Annotated in this window: 24 protein-coding genes and 1 pseudogene; 9 read left to right on the top strand and 16 right to left on the bottom strand. The window is 38.4% G+C overall.

Features of this window, described 5'->3' with window-relative positions; translation table 11 throughout:
- Window positions 1–9: 9 nt before the first annotated feature.
- Window positions 10–537: a ribosome hibernation-promoting factor, HPF/YfiA family gene (gene hpf / locus CYP28_RS03325; protein ID WP_087579818.1), complete on the top strand. Its 528-nt coding sequence runs from the start codon at window positions 10–12 to the stop codon at window positions 535–537.
- Between the two features lie 443 nt (window positions 538–980).
- Here the strand turns inward: hpf and CYP28_RS03320 are convergent, their stop codons facing one another.
- Together CYP28_RS03320 and CYP28_RS03315 are read right to left on the bottom strand one after the other, a co-directional pair.
- Window positions 981–1523: a DUF1523 family protein gene (locus tag CYP28_RS03320; protein ID WP_103593075.1), complete on the bottom strand. Its 543-nt coding sequence runs from the start codon at window positions 1521–1523 to the stop codon at window positions 981–983.
- 71 nt (window positions 1524–1594) lie between these two features.
- Window positions 1595–3826, bottom strand: a complete 2232-nt coding sequence (locus CYP28_RS03315) for a nitric-oxide reductase large subunit (protein WP_103593074.1) — start codon at window positions 3824–3826, stop codon at window positions 1595–1597.
- Between the two features lie 217 nt (window positions 3827–4043).
- Between CYP28_RS03315 and CYP28_RS03310 the strand changes: the two genes are divergently transcribed.
- From CYP28_RS03310 to CYP28_RS03295, 4 genes are all read left to right on the top strand, one after another.
- Window positions 4044–5099, top strand: coding sequence for an ABC transporter substrate-binding protein (locus CYP28_RS03310; RefSeq protein ID WP_087584767.1), 1056 nt, complete (start codon window positions 4044–4046; stop codon window positions 5097–5099).
- A 3-nt stretch (window positions 5100–5102) separates the two neighbouring features.
- On the top strand, window positions 5103–6110 hold the full coding sequence (locus tag CYP28_RS03305) for a FecCD family ABC transporter permease (protein WP_103593073.1): 1008 nt from the start codon (window positions 5103–5105) through the stop codon (window positions 6108–6110).
- Complete coding sequence (locus CYP28_RS03300) at window positions 6110–6883, top strand: ABC transporter ATP-binding protein (protein ID WP_103593072.1); 774 nt, start codon at window positions 6110–6112, stop codon at window positions 6881–6883. Before CYP28_RS03305 ends, CYP28_RS03300 begins: the two co-directional genes overlap by 1 nt.
- A gap of 81 nt (window positions 6884–6964) precedes the next feature.
- Window positions 6965–7171 carry an excalibur calcium-binding domain-containing protein gene (locus CYP28_RS03295; RefSeq protein WP_103593071.1) on the top strand — a complete coding sequence of 69 codons (207 nt, stop codon included), beginning with the start codon at window positions 6965–6967 and terminating at the stop codon, window positions 7169–7171.
- 108 nt (window positions 7172–7279) lie between these two features.
- Here the strand turns inward: CYP28_RS03295 and recG are convergent, their stop codons facing one another.
- Genes recG through CYP28_RS03280 form a run of 3 tightly spaced genes read right to left on the bottom strand, consistent with a single transcriptional unit; the run spans window position 7280 to window position 11378 of the window.
- Window positions 7280–9112, bottom strand: coding sequence for an ATP-dependent DNA helicase RecG (gene recG / locus CYP28_RS03290; RefSeq protein WP_103593070.1), 1833 nt, complete (start codon window positions 9110–9112; stop codon window positions 7280–7282).
- A complete protein-coding gene (locus CYP28_RS03285; protein WP_103593069.1) occupies window positions 9102–10331 on the bottom strand; it encodes a M16 family metallopeptidase in 1230 nt (409 codons plus the stop codon). Before CYP28_RS03285 ends, recG begins: the two co-directional genes overlap by 11 nt.
- On the bottom strand, window positions 10332–11378 hold the full coding sequence (locus CYP28_RS03280) for a dehypoxanthine futalosine cyclase (protein ID WP_103593068.1): 1047 nt from the start codon (window positions 11376–11378) through the stop codon (window positions 10332–10334).
- Window positions 11379–11510: 132 nt separating this feature from the next.
- On the opposite strand from CYP28_RS03280, the gene CYP28_RS03275 reads away from it, so the two are divergent.
- Complete coding sequence (locus CYP28_RS03275; RefSeq protein WP_103593067.1) at window positions 11511–11717, top strand: hypothetical protein; 207 nt, start codon at window positions 11511–11513, stop codon at window positions 11715–11717.
- 22 nt (window positions 11718–11739) lie between these two features.
- Here CYP28_RS03275 and CYP28_RS03270 read toward each other — a convergent pair whose 3' ends face one another.
- Complete coding sequence (locus CYP28_RS03270) at window positions 11740–12132, bottom strand: NfeD family protein (protein ID WP_021090625.1); 393 nt, start codon at window positions 12130–12132, stop codon at window positions 11740–11742.
- On the bottom strand, window positions 12129–13043 hold the full coding sequence (locus tag CYP28_RS03265) for an SPFH domain-containing protein (RefSeq protein WP_054196349.1): 915 nt from the start codon (window positions 13041–13043) through the stop codon (window positions 12129–12131). Before CYP28_RS03265 ends, CYP28_RS03270 begins: the two co-directional genes overlap by 4 nt.
- A gap of 80 nt (window positions 13044–13123) precedes the next feature.
- Between CYP28_RS03265 and CYP28_RS03260 the strand changes: the two genes are divergently transcribed.
- From CYP28_RS03260 to CYP28_RS03250, 3 genes are read left to right on the top strand one after another with little or no spacing between them, the layout of a single operon-like run.
- Window positions 13124–13552 carry a copper resistance protein NlpE gene (locus tag CYP28_RS03260; RefSeq protein WP_103593066.1) on the top strand — a complete coding sequence of 143 codons (429 nt, stop codon included), beginning with the start codon at window positions 13124–13126 and terminating at the stop codon, window positions 13550–13552.
- Window positions 13553–13600: 48 nt separating this feature from the next.
- Window positions 13601–14803, top strand: coding sequence for a copper resistance protein NlpE (locus tag CYP28_RS03255; RefSeq protein ID WP_103593065.1), 1203 nt, complete (start codon window positions 13601–13603; stop codon window positions 14801–14803).
- A 1-nt stretch (window position 14804) separates the two neighbouring features.
- A complete protein-coding gene (locus tag CYP28_RS03250) occupies window positions 14805–16001 on the top strand; it encodes an MFS transporter (RefSeq protein WP_103593064.1) in 1197 nt (398 codons plus the stop codon).
- Between the two features lie 48 nt (window positions 16002–16049).
- Here CYP28_RS03250 and CYP28_RS03245 read toward each other — a convergent pair whose 3' ends face one another.
- The 9 genes and pseudogenes from CYP28_RS03245 to CYP28_RS10300 all read right to left on the bottom strand — a co-directional run.
- Entirely contained in the window at window positions 16050–16874 is an 825-nt protein-coding gene (locus CYP28_RS03245) for a CheR family methyltransferase (protein ID WP_021090925.1), read from the bottom strand.
- A complete protein-coding gene (locus tag CYP28_RS03240; RefSeq protein ID WP_021090732.1) occupies window positions 16861–17430 on the bottom strand; it encodes a CheB methylesterase domain-containing protein in 570 nt (189 codons plus the stop codon). The genes CYP28_RS03245 and CYP28_RS03240 overlap by 14 nt, the downstream gene beginning before the upstream one ends.
- A gap of 112 nt (window positions 17431–17542) precedes the next feature.
- A complete protein-coding gene (locus CYP28_RS03235; protein ID WP_021090972.1) occupies window positions 17543–17803 on the bottom strand; it encodes a FlhB-like flagellar biosynthesis protein in 261 nt (86 codons plus the stop codon).
- A complete protein-coding gene (locus CYP28_RS03230) occupies window positions 17803–19434 on the bottom strand; it encodes a flagellar hook-length control protein FliK (RefSeq protein WP_180997962.1) in 1632 nt (543 codons plus the stop codon). The genes CYP28_RS03235 and CYP28_RS03230 overlap by 1 nt, the downstream gene beginning before the upstream one ends.
- A gap of 21 nt (window positions 19435–19455) precedes the next feature.
- Complete coding sequence (locus CYP28_RS03225) at window positions 19456–20700, bottom strand: MFS transporter (RefSeq protein WP_084040818.1); 1245 nt, start codon at window positions 20698–20700, stop codon at window positions 19456–19458.
- Window positions 20690–21250, bottom strand: a complete 561-nt coding sequence (locus CYP28_RS03220) for a hypothetical protein (RefSeq protein WP_258032511.1) — start codon at window positions 21248–21250, stop codon at window positions 20690–20692. The genes CYP28_RS03225 and CYP28_RS03220 overlap by 11 nt, the downstream gene beginning before the upstream one ends.
- On the bottom strand, window positions 21198–21479 hold the full coding sequence (locus CYP28_RS03215) for an AtpZ/AtpI family protein (RefSeq protein WP_103593061.1): 282 nt from the start codon (window positions 21477–21479) through the stop codon (window positions 21198–21200). Before CYP28_RS03215 ends, CYP28_RS03220 begins: the two co-directional genes overlap by 53 nt.
- Window positions 21479–22762 (bottom strand): glutamate-1-semialdehyde 2,1-aminomutase, encoded by a 1284-nt coding sequence (gene hemL / locus CYP28_RS03210; RefSeq protein WP_103593060.1) that lies wholly within the window; start codon window positions 22760–22762, stop codon window positions 21479–21481. Before hemL ends, CYP28_RS03215 begins: the two co-directional genes overlap by 1 nt.
- A gap of 263 nt (window positions 22763–23025) precedes the next feature.
- A pseudogene (locus CYP28_RS10300) lies at window positions 23026–23361 on the bottom strand (c-type cytochrome); the annotation flags it as partial.
- Between the last annotated feature and the right edge of the window lie 30 nt (window positions 23362–23391).

Genomic DNA, 23391 nt, shown 5'->3' with positions numbered 1-23391 from the left:
GAGATTACGATGAACATAAGCATTGTAGGAAAACAATTTGAGCTAACAGAGCCAATCAAAAACTATATCCAAGACGCTTTTGATACTCTTGGCAAATACAATCTCGACATCATCTCAGCAAGATGTGTTGTAGCAGCCGATGAAAAACAAGGGAAAAAAGGCTTTAATGCAGAATTTTCTCTAAATATGGCCCATAAAGATACGATAGTCGTTCGCCAAAAAGACAAAGATCTTTACGCTGCGATCGATCTTGCTATCGAAAAAGCATCAAAAGTTTTAAGAAGAGAGCATGATAAGAAATTTACCGTAAAAGGCAAGGCTGACGACAAAGAATTTCGCTCAAGAATAGGCGAAGAAAAGATCGAAGGTGTTGAAGAAATCGTGCCTATGGAGCTTGAAATTTATAAACCACTTGAAGTTGAAGAAGCACTTGATAAACTAAAATCAAGCGATAAACAATTTTACGTATTTAACGATGTTGACGCAAAAATGCGTGTAATCTACAAAAGAACAGACGGAACTTTCGGTCTTTACTAAAAATAGGGGCAGCTTGCCCCTAAAATTTATGCCAATCTACTATAAATTTCTTCTTATAGTTCAAAACCCTGCTTACAAAGACTGCTACGCCAGCAAATGGCTTTAAATTTTTAAAAATAGAATAGATATCCTTGCGTGAGATAGGTATAGATACAAGGTGAGCTTTCGTGCGAGCGCCTCTTTTTAAAAGATCTTGGCGAACTAAACTAGGTCACAAATAATAAATGGCAAGGCAAAGAATTACATGCCATAAAAAAGTGGGTGATTTTCTTAAAAATAATCTAGATGTAGAATTTTATTTTATAGACTGAGAAAGCGTAGAGGAGCATAGCAGAGCAAGCGAGCTAAAAATACCTGATAGCGTCAGAAATTTTTAAAGATAAAAGAGAGACAAGGCTCTCTTTTTGATTTTTAAAATATCAAATAGCTAAAACAAATGCTATCTATTTCTCTAAATTTTCACTAGTTTTTGGTCTAAAGGCCTTATTTATCTTTCTTATCCAAACTATTAGCGAGATAAACAAGATAAAGTAAAATACATAGCTAGCTACCGGCCAACTAGTATCAGTGCCACTTTCTTTTAGTGAGATGATATTTCCAAATTCTTGAAGCATAGAAATTCTATATCCATAATATTTTACAGTTACGTTTTTATCGCTATTTGCAAAGCCTTGAGCCTTGGCTTGTACATCAGCTGAGTTAAATTTAAAATAAAAAGGAAAACCCCATGCAGTATCTTCATTTCTATAAGCCATGACTTTATTTGAATTATTAGAATCTTTAGTGTAGATAAAATAAACATCTCTGGTAGGGCCATCTGCTGGATTTTTAGCATCGATGATACCATCTTTGTCCATACGTTTGACATCGCCACCTGTGATCTGCACATTTGCATAGTGTGGAAACGAATAATCAACTACAAGAGCCAAAAAAGAGTGTAAGAGTACAATAAAAATAACGCAAATTCTTTTAAAAAATGTAATCATTTTTTTCCTTTTAAATTTGCGTTATTTTATGAAAAGATAGCTTAATAAAGGGGCAAAATACCCCTTTAGTTTTAAGCTTTTTTATTAAGCATAAATTTTAGAAGTTGTGCAAGGAAGCTGATTCCACCAATTATTAAAATAGTATCGCCAATCATTCTTACCCATCTTAAATTTTGTAAGTGTGATTGTTGTAAAAGCTCAGCGCTTCTTGCATACCACATACCATGCTCTAGGCTTGCAAATGCTTGATAAATTCCTATTGGAAGTAGTGAAAGCACGATCATTAGCATAAGGCCTATATTTAAGCCCCAAAAGCCTACTTTCATAAGTTTTTCATCAAATTCTTGGCCTTTGAATAGATAAGTAGCTACTAGCCAAACAAATCCAAGTGCCAAAAATCCATAAACACCAAATAGCGCAGCATGTCCGTGAACTGGAGTCGTATTTAGGCCTTGGATATAAAATAGTGAAATTGGAGGATTGATTAAAAATCCAAATACACCAGCACCTAGCATATTCCAGAAAGCAACTGCGATAAAGCAGTAAAGTGGCCATTTTAATGTCTTAGCCCAAGTTTGAGCAAACTGAAGCCTGTAATGCTCATAAGCTTCAGCGCCAAGTAATACAAGAGGAACTACCTCAAGTGCTGAGAAACTAGCGCCAACTGCCATTATAGGTGTCGTAGTGCCCGCAAAATATAAGTGGTGGAAAGTTCCTGGAATTCCGCCTACTAGGAAAAGTGATGCACTCGTAAGTGTTGAAAACGTAGCAAATCTCTTTGAAACAAGACCAAGACTAACAAACACAAAAGCAAGTGAAGCGGTAGCAAAGACTTCAAAAAAGCCTTCAACCCAAAGGTGTACAACCCACCAGCGCCAGTATTCCATCACTGGAAGTGGACTTCTTTGACCGTAAAATAATCCTGCTCCATAAAATAATCCAACTGCAACAGCTGAAGCTGCAAAGATAGCAAGTAAATTTTTGTCACCTTTGTTCTTAAATCCGCCGATAAATCCGCGAAGTAAAAGTAGCATCCAAATAACAAGGCCAACAAATAAAATAATTTGCCAAACACGTCCAAGCTCGATATATTCATATCCTTGGTGTCCAAACCAGAAGCTTAAATTTATAGGCATAATATTTGCAATCGCTAAATACTCACCAGCAAAACTGCCAACTACAAGGATTAGTAGTGCGTAAAATAATAAATCTACGCCAAGCTTTTGGAATTTTGGATCTTTACCGCCATTTATAATAGGAGCTAGGAAAAGACCGCCTGCTAAAAATCCTGTCGCAATCCAGAAGATACTAGCCTGAATGTGCCATGTTCTAGCAAGTGAATAAGGAATATAAGCTGATAAATTTATACCGTAAAATTCCTGTCCTTCGACTGTATAGTGAGCTGTAAAGCCGCCTATTAAAATTTGGAATGCAAAAAGAGCCAAAGTTACAAAAAGATATTTTTTAAGAGCTTTTTGAGATGGAGTTAGGCTTAATTTACTAAGTGGATCTTCGCTAATAGCTTCCAACTTTTCATCATCTTTTTTGCCATAAAAAGAGCTAAACCAAACAAGAAATCCAATACCAGCAATAAGTATTACAACGCTTGCGATTGACCAAAAGATATTTTCGCTTGTTGGTACATTATCGATTAGTGGCTCATGTGGCCAGTTATTTGTGTATGTAGCATCGCTATTAGGTCTATTTGCTGCGGTTGCCCAGGCTGACCAGAAGAAAAAGTTATTAAGATCATCTCTATCAGAAGCATTTGGAAGAGTATTTTCTTTCATCGCATAAGCTTCTCTTAAAGATTTAAACTTAGGGTCATTTCCAAAAAGTGATGAATACTCTTGGCTTACTTGTTTCATAGCCTTTAATCTATCACTACTAAGTACGATTTTATCGTCTTTTACGCCATTTTCTCGGTACTCTTTTTTAAGTAGAACTTTTAGATTTGCTTTTTGCTCATCATTTAAGTCAGCATATTTTGAGTGATAAATTTCATCTGCTTTTAACTCTAAAAATATAACTAACTCTTTGTGAAGCCAGTCCGCACTCCAATCAGGTGCTTGATATGCGCCGTGTCCCCAAACAGAGCCAACTTGCATACCACCTATGCTTTGCCAGGCCTCTTGACCTTTATAGATGCTCTCTTTGTCGATCACGACATTGCCATTCTCATCTGTAAAATTTACAACTGGTGGCGAGCTTCTATAAACCTCAACGCCGTAGTAGCCTAAAATACTAAAGCAAATTACTAGTACTGCAACAAGTGCTAGCCAATACTTTTTGTATTCACGCATTGATTCTCCTTTTTTTAAAAATTTTAAGGCGAAGTTTATCTCATTTTAAAAAAGCAAATAATGACATATGTCAACAAAAGGAGAGAATTTATCCTATTAGATTTATAAGAATTTACAAGATATGTAAATTTTTCATAATATATATGCAAAATTTACATAGAATTAATATAAATATTATTAATATACATGTTTATACTTCAAAAATAAAGGAAAAAATATGCAAACAAATTTTATGCATAAAGTAACCAAATTTAGCCTTGTTGCTTCATTATTTATGGCTCTTAGTCTAAACGCAGCTGAGTCTGCAAGAAGCATTACCGATATGCAAGGCGTCAAAGTAAGCGTGCCTGAGAAGGTTGAGAAGATCGCTGCACTGTGGAATGCAAACAACGAGATCATCCTAGCACTTGGCGGCATGGATAAGGTTGTAGCCACAACTGATCTGATCAAAAACAACAAGTGGTTTGAGCACGTCTATCCAAAACTTAAAAATTTACCAGCTGCACTAAATGGCAAAGACCTTCAGATCGAAGAGCTTGTTAAACTTGCACCTGACGTTATCATAGTGTATAACAAAAATTTTCAAGATGAACTTATCAAAAATGGCTTTAGCGCGGTAAATTTGATCTTTAGAGACTATCCAGATATGGAGAAAAGCATCTATGCAACAGCTGAAGTCATAGGCACTGATGACGCTAGAAAAAAAGCTGAAAAACTTGCTAATAAAATCCACGATAACTCTGAGTTTGTAACAGCAAGAACAAAAAGCATCCCTGATGCTAAACGTCCAAAAGTACTTCACTTGCTTGGCGGCGCAAATTTGCTAAAAGTTGATGGTACAAATACTATCCAAAACACTTGGATCAAGCTAGGTGGCGGTGTAAATGCTATTAATACTGAGGGTTCAATGATCGAAGTTAGCGCCGAAGAGATCATCAATGCAAACCCTGATATCATCATCGTTGGCGGCAATGACACAGACGCACAGATCAAAAAAATAAAAGAGCACCCTGCATTCTCTGGCTCAAACGCTGTTAAAAACGGCAAAATTTACGGCAACCCAAAAGGTGTATTTAGCTGGGATAGATATGGCGCTGAAAACGTACTTCAAATTTTATGGGCAGCAAAAACTATCCAACCAGATCTATTTAAAGATGTTGATATGAAAGTAAAAACAAAAGAGTTTTATAAAGAGTTTTTAAATCACGATCTTAGTGACAAAGAGTATGGCTATATCTTAAAAGGTCTAAATCCAGACGGTAGCAGCAAATAAGATATGAAAAACACAAATTTTTCAATAGTTGTTATCTTTTTAGCTCTACTAACGCTTCTTTGCGCCTTTGTCGCACTTGGCGTTGGTAGATTTTACATACCTTTTAACGACGTCTTTAGCGTACTAGCTCACAGCTTTGGTTTTGGAGATGGCGCAGCTAGCAACATCACAAACGTGATAGAAAATTTACGCATCCCACGTATCATCGCAGCCATCCTTGTTGGAGCTGCTCTTAGCGTGAGTGGTGCAGCCTATCAAGGCGTCTTTAAAAACCAGCTAGTAAGCCCTGATCTTCTTGGCGTCTCGGCTGGTGCTTGCGTGGGTGCTGCAACTGCGATCATCTTTGATCTATCGCTATTTTGGGTGCAGGCTTTTGCATTTGGCTTTGGCCTAGCAGCCGTTGCTATCACTCTAGCCATACCTAAGATGATGGGGCGCACGAGCACACTTATGCTAGTTCTTTCTGGTATCATCGTAAGCGGCCTCATGGGCTCAATAATCGGCTTTTTAAAGTATGTCGCAGACCCTGAGACAAAGCTACCTGACATTGTTTATTGGCAGCTTGGTAGCCTTGCTAAGCTTGATAGCGATAACTTAATATACATCGCTCCAGTGATGATCATCTGTGCCATTTTGCTAATAGCCATGAGCTGGCGTATAAATTTACTCTCTCTTGGCGACGAGAGTGCAGCAAGACTAGGCGTAAATGTGGCTTTTGAGCGCGCTGTCATCATCATCTGCGCCACGCTTCTAACCGCGTGTAGCGTCTGCATAAGCGGTATAGTCGCTTGGGTGGGACTTCTCATGCCTCACTTAGCGCGCATGCTAGTTGGCGCAAATAACATAAAAAGCATGCCTGCAAGTATATTTATGGGTGCGATATTTTTGCTTTTTGTTGATACTTTAGCGCGCAGCATAAGCGTGAGCGAAGTGCCTCTTGGCGTACTTACTGGCTTTATCGGCACGGTATTTTTCGTCTGGGTCTTGTGGCGAAATAAAAAGGTTGCGTGATGCTTGAAGTTAGAAATTTAAACTTTAGCTACCCAAACGGGGCTGGCAAACTAGAAAATGTAAATTTAAAAATAGGCGCTGGGGAAATTTTAACCATACTTGGTCGAAACGGAGCTGGCAAATCAACAACTTTAGGCTTAATAAGCGGCTCACTAAAGCCAGTTTCTGGAGAGATCTTTCTTGATGGCAAAAATGTAGATAGCCTAAGCAACAAAGAGCGCGCTAAGATCATGGCATACGTCGCTCAAAGCGAGGTTACTGAGTATGACTACACCGGGCTTGAGTTTATCACGATGGGCCGTGCGGCGCACCTTGGTATCTTTGCAAGACCTAGCAAAGAGGACGAAGAGATCGCTAGAATTTACACCAAAAAGCTTGAGATCGAGTATCTTGAGGATCGCTTCATCACGCAGATGAGTGGGGGTCAAAAGCAGATGTGTATGATCGCTCGTGCAATGGCTGCGCAGCCAAAGATGATCATATTTGACGAGCCAACGAGTGCGCTTGATTTTGGCAACCAGTATAAATTTTTACGTACGCTCAAGTGGCTAAAAGAGCTTGGCTACTCGGTCGTGCTAACCACTCACAACCCTGACTTTGCCGTACTTCTTGGCGGATATGTCGCACTTGTAAAAGGTGATGGAAACGTTGAGTTTGGCACGATTAATGAGATCATCAGAAGCGAAAATTTAAGCAAGCTTTACGGACTAAATTTAAACGTAAGCTACATCGACGAAGTAAAAAGAGAGTGCTGTTTAACATATCCTCTTTAAATTTATACTCTCAAAAGAGAAATTCTTTTGAGAGCGCTTTTTGTATTATTTTTCTTATTTAATACTACCTTTGGAGTAAAAATGAAAAAAGTAGTTTTGATTTTATTTTTTGCATTGATGGCAAACGCGGCGGATAAATTTGATTGTTCTAAACGCTACTGCAAAGAGATTAAAAGTTGTGAAGAAGCATATCACTATCTAAGAAAATGCGGACGCAGTGGGTTTGACCGTGATCGTGACGGTATACCATGCGAGAATGTATGCAAAGAGCGTAGAGTAGAAAAATAATTTTATAAATTTTACAAAGCTTAGCCTTGGCACTTACTTCAAATTCGATAAATTATAAAAATTTAAACAAGTCAAAAGAGCCAGTAAAAGAAAATCAAAAATTTTAAGTTAAGTTAAAAGCAACTGGGTATTATTTTTAGCAAGTGCTGCTACTCTAGCCTTTGCAGCCTGTGTGATATCATCCTCGTAGTCGTAGAAGTTAAATGTCGCTCCATGCTGAAAAAAGCCGTTTAGTATATCGCCGCTTTGGCGGTTTTTCAGATCAAGCTCGGCCACCTTAAAGCCGTCGTTTGTCGCGCAAAATTCTTTTAGTCTAGCTGGCGCCTCTTTTAGCTTGGTAAATAAAAAGCAGTATCCATCGCCGCCATTTCGCCCCACCCTGCCTCGCAGCTGATGAAGCGTGGCAAGCCCCAGCCTCTCAGCGCCCACGATCACTATTGTATTTAGCCTTGGTAGCGAGATGCCGACCTCAACAACCGTCGTAGAGAGCAAAATTTCGCCCTCTTCTCTAAACCTCCTTAAAATTTCCTCTTTCTCTTTGTCCTTGCCATGCGTGACGAAGACATTTTTGAAATTCTTTAGCCAAAAGCCCTGCGCCTCGCTTAGACTTTGGTAGTTTGAGCTCTCGCTGCTATCAACTAGCGGATAGATGATAGCTACTTGAAAGTCGCCCGCAAGCTGCTTTTTGATGTGAGCGAGCAGATAGCCAAACTCGCTAGCGCCTAAAATTTGGCTCGTTATATTTTTCTTAAACGGCATCTGCTTTAAAAAGCTAAAATTTACGATCTCAGACTGGATAAGACTAAGCGTCCTAGGTATAGGCGTAGCTGAAAACTGCACGAAATTTGCTCGCTCATACTCGTTTGAGGCAAGCTCTTCTATCTTTTTGCGCTGGTTTGAGCCAAAGCGGTGCTGCTCATCGACCATGACAAGTGGCGAGTTTGGCAGCTCGTGAAATAGAAGCGCATGCGTGCCGATGATCAAATTTACCCCGCTAAAGTCTATCTTTTTCTCCCCACTTCGCACCAGCATCACATTCATAAAAGCGGGCAGCAACCTCTTTGCTTCGTTATAAATTTGCTCGCTTAAGATGCTTGTTGGCGCCATCAAAATGGCACTTTGCGGATATACGCTAAGAGCGGCTGCTAGGATCACTAGCGTCTTGCCGCTTCCCACGTCCCCCATTATGACGCGCCTTTTTGCCTGCACGGCACTAAGGTCGTCTCTTATATCATTTATCGCGTTTATCTGGTCGTTTGTTGGCGTAAATGGCAAGCTTTTAAGCCAAGAGCTTATATCAAAAAGCTTGATCTTAGGACTTTTAAAGTAGGTTTTTTTAGCGCTTAGCTTTTTTATGTAGTTAAAAATTTCTACAAATTTTAAAATGTGCACACCCTCATTATCGTTTTTTAGGCGGTATAAAATTTGTACGCTTTGCTCATCTAGCCTTTGCAGATCAGCTAGAAATTGAGCCTCTTTTCCATTTAAGCCCTCGGCTAATAAATTTTGTAAATTTATATATTTTAAAACAAGTTTTTTGACTTCATCATCTTTTAGCTCGGTCTTAAATTTAGGCACGATCTGGCCTATTTTTGTGGTGATTTTTGGATTTACGATCTGCCACGAGCCAAAGGCGTAGGAGCAAAGCCCATATATCGCCATCTCTTTGCCCATCTTAAAAGCGCCGTAGTGCCAAGACTTTGCGTTAAAAATGACGATCTTTACGCTACTTTGCCACTGCTCACAAAAGGCAAGTGCGGTTAGCATTCCAGGGCGCGAGGTGAGCGAGGTGACCTTTATATTTATGCAGACCTGCCCTTCTCTTGGGCTCTTAGCGATCGTCGTATCCTCAAAGCCCTTTGGTAGCACAAGAGCAAGGTCAAGCAGGCTAAGCACGCCTATTTTTAGAAGTTTTACCCTGTCGCTTGCTTCAAATTTCATTTTTTAAGACGCAAAAACTTAGCTGATTGATCTCTGCGTGGGCTTTTATGAAGCTATTTAGCTCGCTTAGCGAAAGGGCTGAAATTTTATCCAGATCCTTTAAAAATGACCCAAGCTCGCCATGCTCATAAAACTCACTTTGTGCGATGTCAAGGCGCTTAAATAGTGTCTCAAGTCTAAGAGGCAACGAGCCAAGTAAGAATTTCTTTGCCTGCTCAAGCTCGTCCTTACTAACGCCTTTTTTACTAAATTTTAAAATTTCCTCTTTTATAACGGCGATGGCCTCATCTTTTTTTTCATTTTTTGTCTGCATGTAGCCGTAAAGCTGACTGTAAGAGAGATTTAGCAAATTTCTAGCGTAGGCGCTATAAGCAAGACCTCTTTTCACGCGGATCTCCTCCATGAGCCTCGAGCCAAAGCCACCCTCGCCTAGGATAAATGTCGCCACTGCAGCCTTGTATTTTTCTTCAGATTTTACGTTAAATGGTGCACCAAAGTAGATATATGCCTGCTCGCTTTGCCTTGCTATCTCGCTGGTTTCGCACTTGTTGCTTGGACTAAAACGCTCTAGCTTTCGCACCTTGCCAGGCTCTAAAATTTCCAAAACCTTAGCCACTTCCTTTGTCTGCTTCTCATCGATGTCGCCGCCTAGCACGCAGAGCAAATTTGAAAGGTCTAAGTGCTCATTTAAAAATTTACTCACATCTTCAAGCGTGATCGCTTTAACGCTCTTTTTTGTGCCAATGCTTGGCTGAGCAAGCACGCTTTTTGGGTACAAAAGCTCAAAAAGCCCTTGCCTTGCCACGTAGTCAAAGTCGTTTTCATTTGCTGCGATCTCGCCAAGTGTGACGGTTTTGCACCTATTTAGAATTTCTTCTGTTAAATTTGGAGCGCTCAAGAGCTCTTTTAGCTTACCGCACGCAAAAACAAAGTGCTCTTTTAGGCAGTTTAGATCGATGCAAAATGTCTCAAAGCCGCAGCTTGTATTTAGGCTAATCGCTCTTACTTCAAGCTCTTTGGCAAATTTGGCCGAGCCTAGCTTCATATCGCCCTCGTTTAGCAAATTTGCACTTAGTCTTGCAAGGCCTGCTAACTTGCCATTTTGTGAGCTGCCAGCTGCTTTGAAAACTAGTTTTAGGCTCACTACTGGCATTGCTTTTGAGCTTTCAAAAACGACTGGAATTTTTATATTTTTTACATTGATATCTAAAATTTTCATCTAAAATTTCTCCAAAATATCATAGTTTGTGTTGCGCTTAGCTGGAATTTCTCCGACATCTTTTATAAGCTCGATCATCTGGTCTTGATTCATCCTAAAGCTAGCCCCTGCGGCCTTTACGACGTTTTCTTCCATCATTGTTGAGCCAAGGTCATTTGCACCAAAAAGAAGTGCGAGCTGCCCTACGTAGCTGCCCTGCGTGACCCAGCTGCTTTGGATATTTTTAAAGTTATCCAAAAAAAGCCTTGAGACTGCAAGAAGCCTTAGATAGACGTTTGAGCTTTGCTTTTTGATCTCTGGGATTTCTTGCATGAGCTTTGTATTTAGCCCTTGAAAGCTCCAAAGTATAAATGCCCTAAATCCAGCCGTTTCATCTTGTAAATTTCTAATGTGCTCCCAGTGCTCCACGATCTCACGAGTGCTCTCAACCGTGCCAAACATCATCGTCGCAGTCGTCTTCATGCCAAGCTCGTGCGCCTCTTTGTGTATGCGAAGCCAGTCTGCGGTGTCGCACTTTTTAGGGGCGATGATGTCACGAACGCGGTCGCTTAAAATCTCCGCTCCAGCCCCTGGCATCGAGTATAAGCCCTTTTCGTTTAGGCGTCTTAAGACCTCTTTTGTAGAAATTTTTGAAATTCTTGCGATGTAGTCGATCTCAACGGCTGAGAAGCCATGTATCGTGATGCTTGGATAGTGCTTGCTGATGTAGCTAACAAGCTCCTCGTACCACTCGATCTTTAGCTTTGGATGAACGCCACCTTGAAATAAAATTTGCGTGCCGCCAATGGCGATAAGCTCCTCGATCTTCTTACCGATCTCCTCAAAACTTAGCACGTAAGCGTCTTCTTCTTTTGCGTGGCGATAAAATGCGCAAAATTTACAATCCACCCAGCAGACGTTTGTATAGTTAATGTTGCGATCTACGATGAAGGTCGTTATATTATCTGGATGAAGCTCTTTTTTTCTAGCTAGCGCCATCTTGCCAAGCTCGTGAAGCGGTGCATTTTCTATAAGATCGATGGCTTCATTTACACTAAGTCTTTTCAAATTTAACCTTTTATTTTGCTTATTTTTGGGCGAGAGTTTAGCTAAAAATGCTTTTAAATATGATAAATCAGGCGTTATGAAAAATTAATTTTTAAAGGCTAAAATGTGAGAAATTCTTTAAAGGAGCGAGTTATGAAAAAGATAGTATTTGCCGTTATTTGCGGACTATTTTTAGTTGGTTGTGCTAAAAATGAGCCAAAGCCAGCAAGCCACGAAGGTTGCGGTTGCCCTCATCATCAAAAAATGACACAAGAAAAGATGCCAAGTTGCCCTCATCACGGCATGCAAGGTGCTATGCACGAACAAATGCCAGCAGGCTGCCCAGCTCACGCAAAATAGTAAAAGTGCCAAAAAGGCACTTTTATTTTAATATCACCTTGTCACCTTTGGTGCCAAGAACCGTCACCTTCTCTCCATTAGCTAAATTTCCGTCGTATTTCCAAAGTGTGCCTTTAAAATAGACCATATTTTCTCTAATTTCGCCAACTCCGGCTTCGTCTAAAAATTCCTCGTTAAAGCTCTCTTTTCTGGACATAAATTTACTCTTTAACGGCGCTTTTAAGAGCACAAGGAGCACGATCGCAATCGCTGCTGTAATTAAAATTTGATAGCTCCAAGCAAAACTAAAACCAAAATTTATAGCTCCAACTACGATAAAAGCTATGCCAAAAAATAGCAAATAAAACGAGAAAAAGATAAACTCGGTGATGCACAAAACCACACCGATTGCTATCATTATAAAAGGGCTGATCACGCCTTATCCTTAGCTAGGAAATTTTTCAAAACGCTAAGGGAGCCAATAAGCTCAGTCGCTTCATAAGGGACTAAAATTTTATCTTTTGAACTATTTTTAGCTAGCTCACTAAATGCCCCAACTCTATCACGAGCGAGCAAAAATTCTGCTGCATTTGCGTTTTTGCTCATACTATCATTTATCATATCCATAGCCTCTTTTTGAGCCGTTGCGATAGCGATTTGCTCGTATTTTTTCGCATCAGCCATACGCTCGATCGCCTCTGCTTGAAGTACTTTTTCTTGTTTTAGCGCTTCGGCGTTGCGTATTAAAGCCTCTTTTTCAGCCAAGGCTTTTAGCTCGATCGCACGTTTTTCACGCTCGGCTTTCATCTGCATATTCATCGCCTCTTCGATACCAAGTGGGACAGAGATTTCAGAAATTTCTACGCGCATGATCTTTACGCCCCAGTTGCCAGCAGCGTCGCCAAGAGCCACTTGAAGTGCGGCATTTAGGCGGTCACGTGAGCTTAGCGTATCGTCAAGATTCATCGCGCCTATCTCGCCACGAAGCGTAGTCATGGCTAAATTTGCTATGGCACGCTTGTAGTTATCTACATTATAAACCGCCATTTTTGCATCAAAGACCTTTAAAAAGACGATACCATCGACGCTTATATTAACGTTATCTTTTGTGATGACTTGCTGTTTTGTGATGTCTACAAGCTGCTCTTTTACGGTGATTATCGCTCTTATTTGATCGACAAATGGGATAATTATGTGAAATCCGCCGTCAAGCACTTTATGGAATTTACCAAGTCGCTCGATGAGTAGATTATCAGCTTGTGAGACGATCTTGATGCCAGCCTTTAAAAACAAGAACGCAAAGATAACCAGAACTACGACTAAAACGCCAAATGCTTCGATTTGCATTTTTACTCCTTTAATTTATAATTTGTTATTTTCTCAAGTATTATAATACATTTTAAATTTTATTTTCAAAAAGGATTAGCATGAAAAATTTTATATTTGCACTAAGTGCGGCTCTACTTTTGGCAGGTTGTGCCTCATCTAGCCAAAACGCAAACGTCCCACAAGGCAAATGTGAAGTAAAAGGTAGCTGCATGGCTCCAGTAAGCAGCATCGAGGGCACTTACAAGGCATTTTTACCTTGCGCTAGCTGCATGGGTATTGACTCACGCTTAACATTAAAAAAAGATGGTACATTTGAAAGCGTGATGGACTATAAGTCAAAAGACAACTACAAAGCCGTTAGTAAAGGCAAATACTCAATCGAAAATGGTGTGATAACAACTATTGATGAGTATAAAGAAAAGAGCTTTTATAAAATAGAAGGCGAGAACCTAAAAATGCTAGATATGGATCAAAAAGAGGTCACTGGCGAGCTAAAAGATAAATACATCTTTAAACGCGTAAAATAAATTTTAAAGGCAAAATGATATAATTTTGCAATTTTTAAGGAGTTGCAAATGAAATATCTTTTTGCCATACTTATCTCATTTTTCATCCTTGGCTGCGCAAAAAATGAAAATTTAGAGCCAAAACAAAACACACAAAATATAGCAAAAGAAGACAAACCGCTAGTTCAGGCAAATACACCCAAAAAGCCAGAAAAGCTAATACTTCCAAACTCAATTTATAGTAGTTTTCACACTATTTTGCCTTGCCCAAACTGCGAAGGCATAAAAACCATCATTACGCTAAATAAAGACAAAACCTATACAAAAACAATGCTTACTATGGATAAAGAAGTAAGCTTGGTTGAAAAAAATGGCACATTTGATGTTGATGATAGTGCTATCATTTTAAAAGATGAAAATGGCAATCTTAGCTATTTCGCACCAAATAAAAACTCACTTCTTCAGCTTGATGATAAGAAAAATAAGCGAGTTGGCGTGCTAGCTCAAATTTATAATTTTGAACCGGTAAATAAAGCTTACAAAGATAGTTTTTTTGCTAAATTTTATAAATTTAAAAACAAAGATAACTTTTTAGACATTGTAATCGTACCAAGTAAAAATGGTGCAAAAATAAGTTTTTATTCATCATTAAAAAATGGCTCGCCACTTTGCGAGTTTAGCTCTGAGCTACTTTACGACAAAGGAATTTTTTACCTTTTAGATGAAAAAGGCATTGCTCTAAGCATACACAGGATAAATAATGCAATTTTTCTAGTGGCAAACAATAAAATTTGTAAAAATGCTCACATAAGTGGACGATATAAAAAAGATAAAGATCAAAAAAATCTCTTTGGTAAAAGCTTTTTTGCAGAGCTGACAAACGAATCAGCAAATAGAGATGTGATAAAAATTTACGGCTCAAAAAACATAAAACGTGATAACACAAAAAAAGAAAACAGCTACATCGTAACAAGTAAAAGTGAAAGAATTTTTGAATACACCTTGCTAAATGGCATTATCACAAGCATTGAAATTTACTCAAACGAGTTTAAAACTCCAGAAAATATCAGCCTTAAATCAAATTTCAAAGATATAAAAAATTCTCTTGTTATCTCTAAATTTAGTAGTGACAAAAACAATATCTATCTAAAAATAGATAGCCACGATATGCTAATCACACTAAAAAATCCACTTGCCAAAGATATAACAAGCCTAAACGATATCCCAGATGAAACAAAGATAGAGCAAATAACGCTAATGTGGAATCAATAAGTTGAAAGGATATCTTAAACTCTTAAAAGAAGAGAAAAATTTTCGCCTCTTAAGCATCATTCAGCTTATATGCTATTTTGGCGTATGGTTTTCGCACACAGGTATTTTTACCCTTCTTATCAAGCTTGACGCTCCTGTTTGGGCGATTACGCTAAGTGCAGCGATGGCATTTATCCCAGGTGTTGTCATAGCTCCATTTAGTGGAATTTTAGTTGATAAATTTAGCCCAAAACCAATGCTTGTCATCATGATGGCAGTTGAGACGATAAGCGTTTTCATGCTTCTTTTTATAGACTCACTTGATTTTTTATGGTTACTTTTACTTATCATTTTTATTAGAAATGGCACTGGCGGAATGTATTTTCAAGTAGAGATGAGCGTACTGCCAAAAATTTTAAGCAAAGAAAATCTCAAACTCGCAAATGAGATCCACTCTATCATCTGGGCAGTCTCATACACTGCTGGCATGGGGCTAGCGGGAGTTTATATACATTTTTTTGGGATAAAAAGCGCATTTTTACTTGATGGCATACTATACATTCTTAGCTTTGGATTTTTATATTTTTTAAATTTGCAAGGTCTAAAGCCAGAATTTATAGAAAAACCACTAAAAATGCTAAAAAATGGACTTGTGTATTTAAAAGAAAATAGACTCATCGTGCATCTTATATTCTTGCACGCCTTTGTTGGCATTACCGCTTATGACGCATTGATCGCACTTTTGGCTGATTACAAATATGCAAATTTACTCTCAACATCGCTAGTTATAGGACTATTAAATACTTCAAGATCCATTTCACTTATGTTTGCTCCAGCCATACTTAGTAAATTTATAAATAAAAATACGCTTATTTTCGTATATATCGGTCAAGGCCTTGGTATTATTATTTGGGCTTTATCGCTTTGGAATTTTTATCTATCGCTTATTGGCATTATCTTTGCTGGATTTTGCACATCAAGCCTTTGGAGCTACACCTATACGATGCTTCAGCAAAACTGCAAAAAAGAATTTTATGGCCGAGTGATTGCATATAACGATATGGTTTTTCTTGGCTTTAGCGCTCTCATTTCATTTATCATTGGTCTGCTTTATGATATTGGACTTAGCGTTGAGATGATTGCAAGTTTTATGGGAAGCCTCTTTTTTATAGGGGCTTTTTACTATCACATAGTATTAAAAAGCTACAAAATAAGATAATTGATTTTAAATTAAGTCGCCTAAGTTAAAAGGCGACTTGGCAAATTTTTATTTTTTTAGATAGTAGGTAGTTCCATTTGAAAAGCGTTTTTCATAAGCTGGAGTGTAAGGCACAAGATCAGCGTGCCCAGCGTAAAGCCTACCATCTGGCTTAAGCAATTTATGAAGCCTCTCAACGCATTTTAATCTAAAATCATCATCAAAATAGATCATCATATTTCTTGAAAGCACAATATCAAATTTTCCTAGATTAAAAATAGCATCATCAAAAACATTTAAAATTTTAAACTCACACCTTGGTAAAATTTCTTTTTTTATCTTAAATTTATCATCGACTTTTGTAAAAAATCTCTCTTTTTGAAAATCACTTAACCTATGCAAGCTCCTCTCACTAAAAATGCCATTTTGACAGCTTGCTATGGCTTCTGAGTTTATGTCTATACCTACGATTGAAATTTCATGCTGTTTAAATCCCATCTCATAAGCAAGCATCGCAAGCGAATATGACTCATCTCCAGTAGAGCAAGGAGCACACAAAATTCTAGCTCCTCCAAGCTCCTTTGCGTAATATATCACATCTTTAAGTTGAGGCAACTCTCTATAAAAATAAGTCTCATTTACAGTTACTAGATTTAAAATGTCTTGTCGCAAGCTTGAGTTATATCTTATCATCGAAACAAGATCTTTAAAGCTTTTTATCTGGCGATCTCTAATAAAAATGGTAATTCGCTGCAATGTGATATCTCTTTTTGGCTCCAGATCAACTCCGCAAAGGGTTTTGATAACGTTCATAAATTCATTAAAACTATCCATATCTTGTGAAGTATTTGTTTGCATTGTTTTTGTATCTTTTGCGTCATTAGTTAATAGCATTTAAAAAATCCTCCAGCTCTTTTTTTATCATAGTTAGATTTAATGATTTTAAGCTTTGATTTAGCTCCTTTGCACGTTTTGGCATACCATAAACTATCGCGCTCTCTTCATTTTCAGCTATACATTTTGCTCCAGCCTTATAAAGCTTATCAAGCCCAGATGCACCATCATCTCCGATGCCAGTTAGCAAGATAGCTAGGACATTTGCGCTTTTGCAAATTCCAACTCCAGATTTAAACAACACATCAACATTTGGCGTATATATAGTCTTTTCTTCTGTATTTGGCTTTGCGCTAATTGGTAAATTTGGTGACACTACTACATTTTGTTCACAGACATATACGGTATTTTCTTTTAAAATTTTCCTCTCATTTAAAATTTCAACATCCAAGCCACACTCTTTTCCGATTTGCATAGCAAAAGAGTTTATAAACATTTTATTCATGTGCTGGGCTATCACGATGATAGCTCCATTTAGTTTTACGTTTTTTAATAACTTTTTTAAATGCCCAGGCCCGCCAGTAGACGCCCCTATTAATATTAATTTTTGTGCCACAAATAGCCTTTAAAATTTTAATTTAATATTTAGCTTACGCCACTTTTTTGTATATCGTCAATATCCTTGCCACTCTTTATATGCCTTGCTAATTTTTAAGCAAATTTATAGATCATTTCTTTGTGATCTTATATAAAAAGCTAAAAATTTCAGCAACAGCTTTATATAAATTTGGCGGAATTTCTTGATCAACTTCAACCTTGCTTAAAATTTCAATAAGATCAGGATCCTCTTTGATCGGTATATCATGCTCTTTTGCAAGATCAATTATTCTATTTGCTATCTCGCCAGCGCCACTAGCCAGCACTCTTGGAGCATTGTCTTTAGATCTGTTGTAACCAAGAGCTACTGCTTTTTTCTTATTTACTTGCATTAAATTTTCTTATCAAAGCCCACATCAAGGCCACCAAATTTTTTAAATCTATCATTTAGCTTTACTTTTGACAAAGTTTTGATATTAAAGTTTGAAACTATAAGCCCAAGCTTTGATATTGCTTGTTTTAATTCGCTAGAGTTTGAGAGGATTAGCTCCTTAAACTCATTTGTTTGCGTAGCTACCGAAAGATCAATATACCTTTTATCAATAAGTCCAACCATCACATTTATCTGTCCAAATTTTTTAAAATTTAGATCGATCTGAGCGTAAAATTTATCCTTTTTGCCTTGCTTAAATGCGATATTTCCACCCTCAACGCCGTCCCAAATATAAGGCATATAAGTTTGGATCCCGCCTTGAAGGCTTGATATCATTTGATGCATCTCGATCTGCGAAATCATCTTATTTGCAGCATTTACGCTTTGCTGGTTTTGACTCTTTTCACTGATGTTTAAAAGCGTACTTTTTATATCTTGACTTAGCACCTTTGAAATTTCGCTGCTATTTTTAGTCGTAATGTCATTTATATCGTTTGTAGCGAGATTTAGTTGTTTCAAAAGTGCCTTGCTCTCACTTAGTTCATTTTTAGCCAAACTTGCCTTAGCATCAGCAAGACTTAGGCTATGAGCAAGACGTCTCGCTGCACTTTGGAGCTTATCTTGCAAGCTACCATCCTTTGAGACATCGCTCATCTCATTAAACGCCTTTACAAGCCCTACTTCATCACCTATGTTATTTAGCGTTTTTAGATCATTTTTTATGCTATCAAGGATAGTTTTTAGCTCTTTGTGATTTTGGCTAAAACCAAAATTTTGATTTAGCTTTTCATTTGCTAGGCTTGCGACTTTCTCGCTTAAATTTGAGATGAAATTTTGCATTTTGCCTATTTGATTTTTTACTAGCTCGCCATTTTGATCTTTTGAAAAATTTTTATCTAAAAATTTAACCACACTATCAAGCTTATCAACATCTTTTAAGAGGGTTTTTATGCTTGAGTTATCAAGGATGTTTTTTGCGTCACTACTCGCTTTTTCAAGTATAGAAGCAAGCTTTGAAAAAGAGTTTTGATTGTCTAATTTTTCATCATTTAGGGTTAAAATTTGATTTAGTAAATTCCCGCTTGAGAGATTTTTTATATCGCTTAGTAGCTTCTGAACCGAGCTTGGAAGCTTCTCTGGGCTAAGTGCATCTTTTAAATTTGCTTCAAGCATTACGCCTGAGTTTTTGATCTGGTCATTTAGTGAGCCAGCTTTTAGATCGGCTATTGGTTTTAGAAATTCTTTTAGTTTTAGAGCAAGGCTCTTTATCTCAGGGCTTTCGTTTTGCGCTGCTTCTGTTTCTAAACTTTTTGCAAGGTCTGATAGCTCGCTGGCTAAATTTGGAGCGATTTTCGTATCTTTTGCCTGAGATAAAATTTGTTCAGCCTTGCTAAGACTTGAAGCACTTTTTAGATCATCAAGTACTCTTGCAACGAGTTTTCCAACATTATCAAGTGTCTCTGAAATGCTCTGCTCACTAGGCGTTTGCACACTTGGCTGATTTTTAAAAAGCGAGCCTTCATTTTTACGAACTGGCACATTTTGAGTAGTATTTTGTCCAGTTTGAACCGAAGTATTTGATATATTCAAAGAATTTCCTACGTCCATTTTTTACTTTTTATTTTTTCTATCGGCAAAATTTCCATTTTGCTCAATAGTAGCTATGCCAGCCGTTCTTGCAACGAGCCTGTCGTTATACTCTTTTCTCATGTGCTGTGGTATTGTCTTTTGCGTTAGTGCAAATAAAATAAGTCCAGCAAAAAGCACCAAATAAACATAGATAAAGCCAAATGCTCCAAAAATTTTCATCGCATAGCTCATAAGAAGCGGTGAGAAAAGCGAAGCCAAAGAGTAGCTAAATAACAAAGCACGTGCGACTTGCACGCTTTTAGTTTTATCTGTGATCTCATCATTTGCTCTAGCTAAAGAAAGCCCATATGTACAAAAAATTCCAGCCCCAAAAAAGAATGAAAGTAGATATTCAATCGTTAAATTTTTGCCATTTAGCAAAAACAAAACCGCACTTATTAAAGCCACGCTGCTACAAAGCAAAATAGCTGGCCTTCTGCCATATCTATCAGAGAAACTACCGATAAAAACTTGAGCTAAAAAGCCTCCGATCATCGCAACCGTCATAAAAAATGACGCCTCTTTTGTGCCGTATCCTTGAAGCAAAACAAAAAGGCTTGCCATCGAAAAAAAGCCATTTATCGCTAAGCCTGCAATGAGCGCGCCAACAAGAGCAAGCGGGACGATACCAAAAATTTTTGGGATGTTTATAGGCTGACGCTCTGGGATTTGAGGCTGATTTATACGAATCAAATTTAATGGAATGCTTGAGAGCATGATAAAAGCTGCACTTATGATGAAAATTTCAAAGGTATTAAGATCAAGCGCCAAGATCAAAATGCCAAGTCCAAAACTCGTGTAAAAAACGCCTTCATAAAAGGCTATCACGCGAGATCTTATCTTATTTGGAATTTTTGCATTTAGCCAGCTTTCTATAACCATCAAAAGTGCGTAGTAGCAATATCCCAAAAATGCACGCAATATCGCCCAAAATACTAAATTTTGATTTACCGCATGAAGCATAGCTGAGACTGCAAAAATGGCTGAAAAGATGGCAAAGGCTCTAATGTGGCCAGTAGTTGAGATGACTCTGTGAGCTGTAATGGTGCTAATTAACGCACCCACAAAAAAGCCTGTATTGATTAATCCAATCTCTAGCTCGCCCACTCCGTTTTGCTTAAGAAGTGCGCTACAAGATGCGATGACTAGGCCATTTCCGATAAAAAGCAAACTCATGCCCAAAAATAGCGGTCCCATCGAGCGGATGATCCTAAAGCTACTTGCCATCAGTGTCCTTTGCAGTATTAAATTTATTCTCCATAAGTCCAAAAACAAATGCACCAATAGGCATCGGAGCAAGCCCCACTAAAAAACCAGATACATTTAGCAAATTTTCATTTTTTAAAAAGATAAATCCAAAAAAAAGTATCGCATAAGCCACCAAGCGGTAAGGCATAAAGGCTGCTGCGAAACTCTTATCTTTAAATGAAAATCTCTGCTTTTTTAGCCTTGCTTTCTCATCCTTTAAGCTAAAATCTTTTGCCTCATTCTGGGGCAAAATTTCTTCTTCCTCTTCGTCCTCTTCTTCTATCTTGGCTAAAATTTCATCTCTTGCATTTTCTAGCCGAGAATTTATGCGGTTTTTATAGGCAAAAAAGCTAGCCGTTAGGATGATAAGCGAGACAAAAAATGAAATTTGCGAGCTTATAAAAAATTGATTTGATATAAATTTGCCAACCGCGCTAAGAGCTAGCCAAAGCGCAAAGTAGCAAATAAAAAGCCTGCTAATCGTCCTCGTCATCATCGTCTTTTGTGTAGCCTTTGTATCTGCTTTCATCTTTTAGCTCATCTAGGCTTTTTATCTGTGCTTTGTAAGCTTTATAGACGTTTAAAATAGCAGCTGCGATGCCAATAGCAAAGCCTATCCAAAGAGCTGGTGTGAAATTTGTAGCCTTTTTTATAAAATACCCTAGCCCGGTGCCAAGCAAGATAGCAACTACGATTGAAACGCCAAGGCTTAGCTGCTCAGCACCCGCTACGATATCTTTTATCTTAAATTTTGCCATTAGGCTTTTATCTCCAAAAACGCCTCTTTAGCTGCGCTTACCGCTAGATCGATGTCGGCTTCACTCATCGCATCGCAGACAAACCCAGTCTCAAACTGACTAGGTGCAAGATAAATTCCACGCTTAAGCATCGCTTGATGAAATTTAGCAAAAAGTTTTGTGTCGCTCTTTAACGCATCGTCATAGTTTTTAACTGCACGATCTGTAAAGAAGTAGCCAAACATAGAGCCACGAACATCGGTTTGCATAGCAATACCTGCGCTTTTTGCCGCCTCTTTAAAGCCGTCCATTAGTTTTTTAGCTAGTTTTTCAAGTCTAGCATATAAATTTGCGTCGCTATTTATCTTAGAAATCGCTGCTATACCAGCACTCATCGCTACTGGGTTGCCACTTAGCGTGCCTGCTTGATAGACAGCTCCATCTGGGCTTAAGCAGTCCATTATCTCAGCTTTGCCACCAAATGCAGCGACGTTCATACCTCCGCCTATAACCTTGCCAAATGTAATGAGATCAGCGTCCACTTCGTGAAATGGATATGAGCCAAGGCGTGAGGCTCTAAAGCCGCTCATAACCTCATCAAGGATAAGCACAGCGCCAAATTTATCGCAAAGTGTTCTAAGCTCCTCTAAAAATTTCTTATCAGCTGGCACAAGCCCCATATTTCCTGCGATTGGCTCGATTATGACGACGCCTATTTTGTCTTTATTATTTTCAAAGATAGCTTTTACGCTCTCTATGTCGTTGTAGATAGCTAAAAATGTATTTTTCACAACGTCTTGTGGCACGCCGCCGCTTGAAGCGTTGCCGTATGTCGTAGCGCCACTTCCCGCTTTGATAAGAAGTGCGTCACTGTGTCCGTGGTAGCAGCCTTCAAATTTGATAAGTCCGTCTTTTTTAGAGTAGCCTCTAGCCACTCTGATAGCGCTCATCGTAGCCTCTGTACCAGAGCTAACGAAGCGAATTTTATCTATTTGTTTAAACTCATCGCATATTAGCTTTGCTAGAGCGGTCTCTTTTGGTGACGGAGCGCCGTAAGAGACGCCTTGTTTTACAGCAGAGATGATCGCTTCTTCTATGTCTTTGTCGCAGTGACCAAAGATGAGCGGTCCCCAGCTTTGGATGAAGTCAAGGTATTTTTTACCCTCGACGTCGTATAGATAAGCACCCCTAGCATGATCTATCATTACAGGCTCACCACCAACACTACCAAATGCACGAACAGGCGAATTTACGCCACCTGGGATATATTTTTTGGCTTCACTAAATGCCTCTTTATTTGTCATTTTTTATCCTTTTGATTTTGTGTTTTTAAATTTATTTTTTGATTATCTTTTTGATTTGTTACTGATTTAGTCGGTGTTTTTACCACTGGTGTAGTAGCTTTTGCTGGCTCAGCTGGTTTTGCTGTGGTAGTTTTAGCTGACTCTGCTGGTTTTGTAGCAGGGGCGGCTTTAGCAGATTGCTCTGGCTGTTTTTGCGTCGTATCAGTGGAAACTGGCTTGCTTAAATTTTGCGCTTTTGCTGCTTTTGAAGGAGTATTTATCTTATTCGTAATGTATTCATAAAGAATCGTAGTCTCCTCGTCTGTCAAAAAATAGCTTGGCATGACGCCTTTTGGCTTAGTTAGAGCGGCTTTAAAGCTTTCAAAATCTATATCATTTATCTTTGGCGCTCTAAGCTCATCGTCAACCGTTTTGTTTGCCTTTTTGTCAAAGTGTTTGTATTTGGAGATTAGACTGCCCTCGCCCTTTGTGCCGTGGCACTTGTCACATCCTATGCCGCGTGGATTTAGGTAGAGCATCTTGGCGTACTCGGTCTTTGTGATAAAATCAGCACCAAAAATCGCCACACAAAAAAGCAAAATCAAAAAAACAGACCGCATAAACCTCTCTTTTAAAAATTTAATTTAATT

Source organism: Campylobacter concisus (assembly GCF_002914195.1).
Taxonomy (GTDB): Bacteria; Campylobacterota; Campylobacteria; order Campylobacterales; family Campylobacteraceae; genus Campylobacter_A; species Campylobacter_A concisus_M.
The sequence above is the reverse complement of the archived record's forward strand: the minus strand, read 5'-3'. Positions and strand labels throughout refer to the sequence as shown.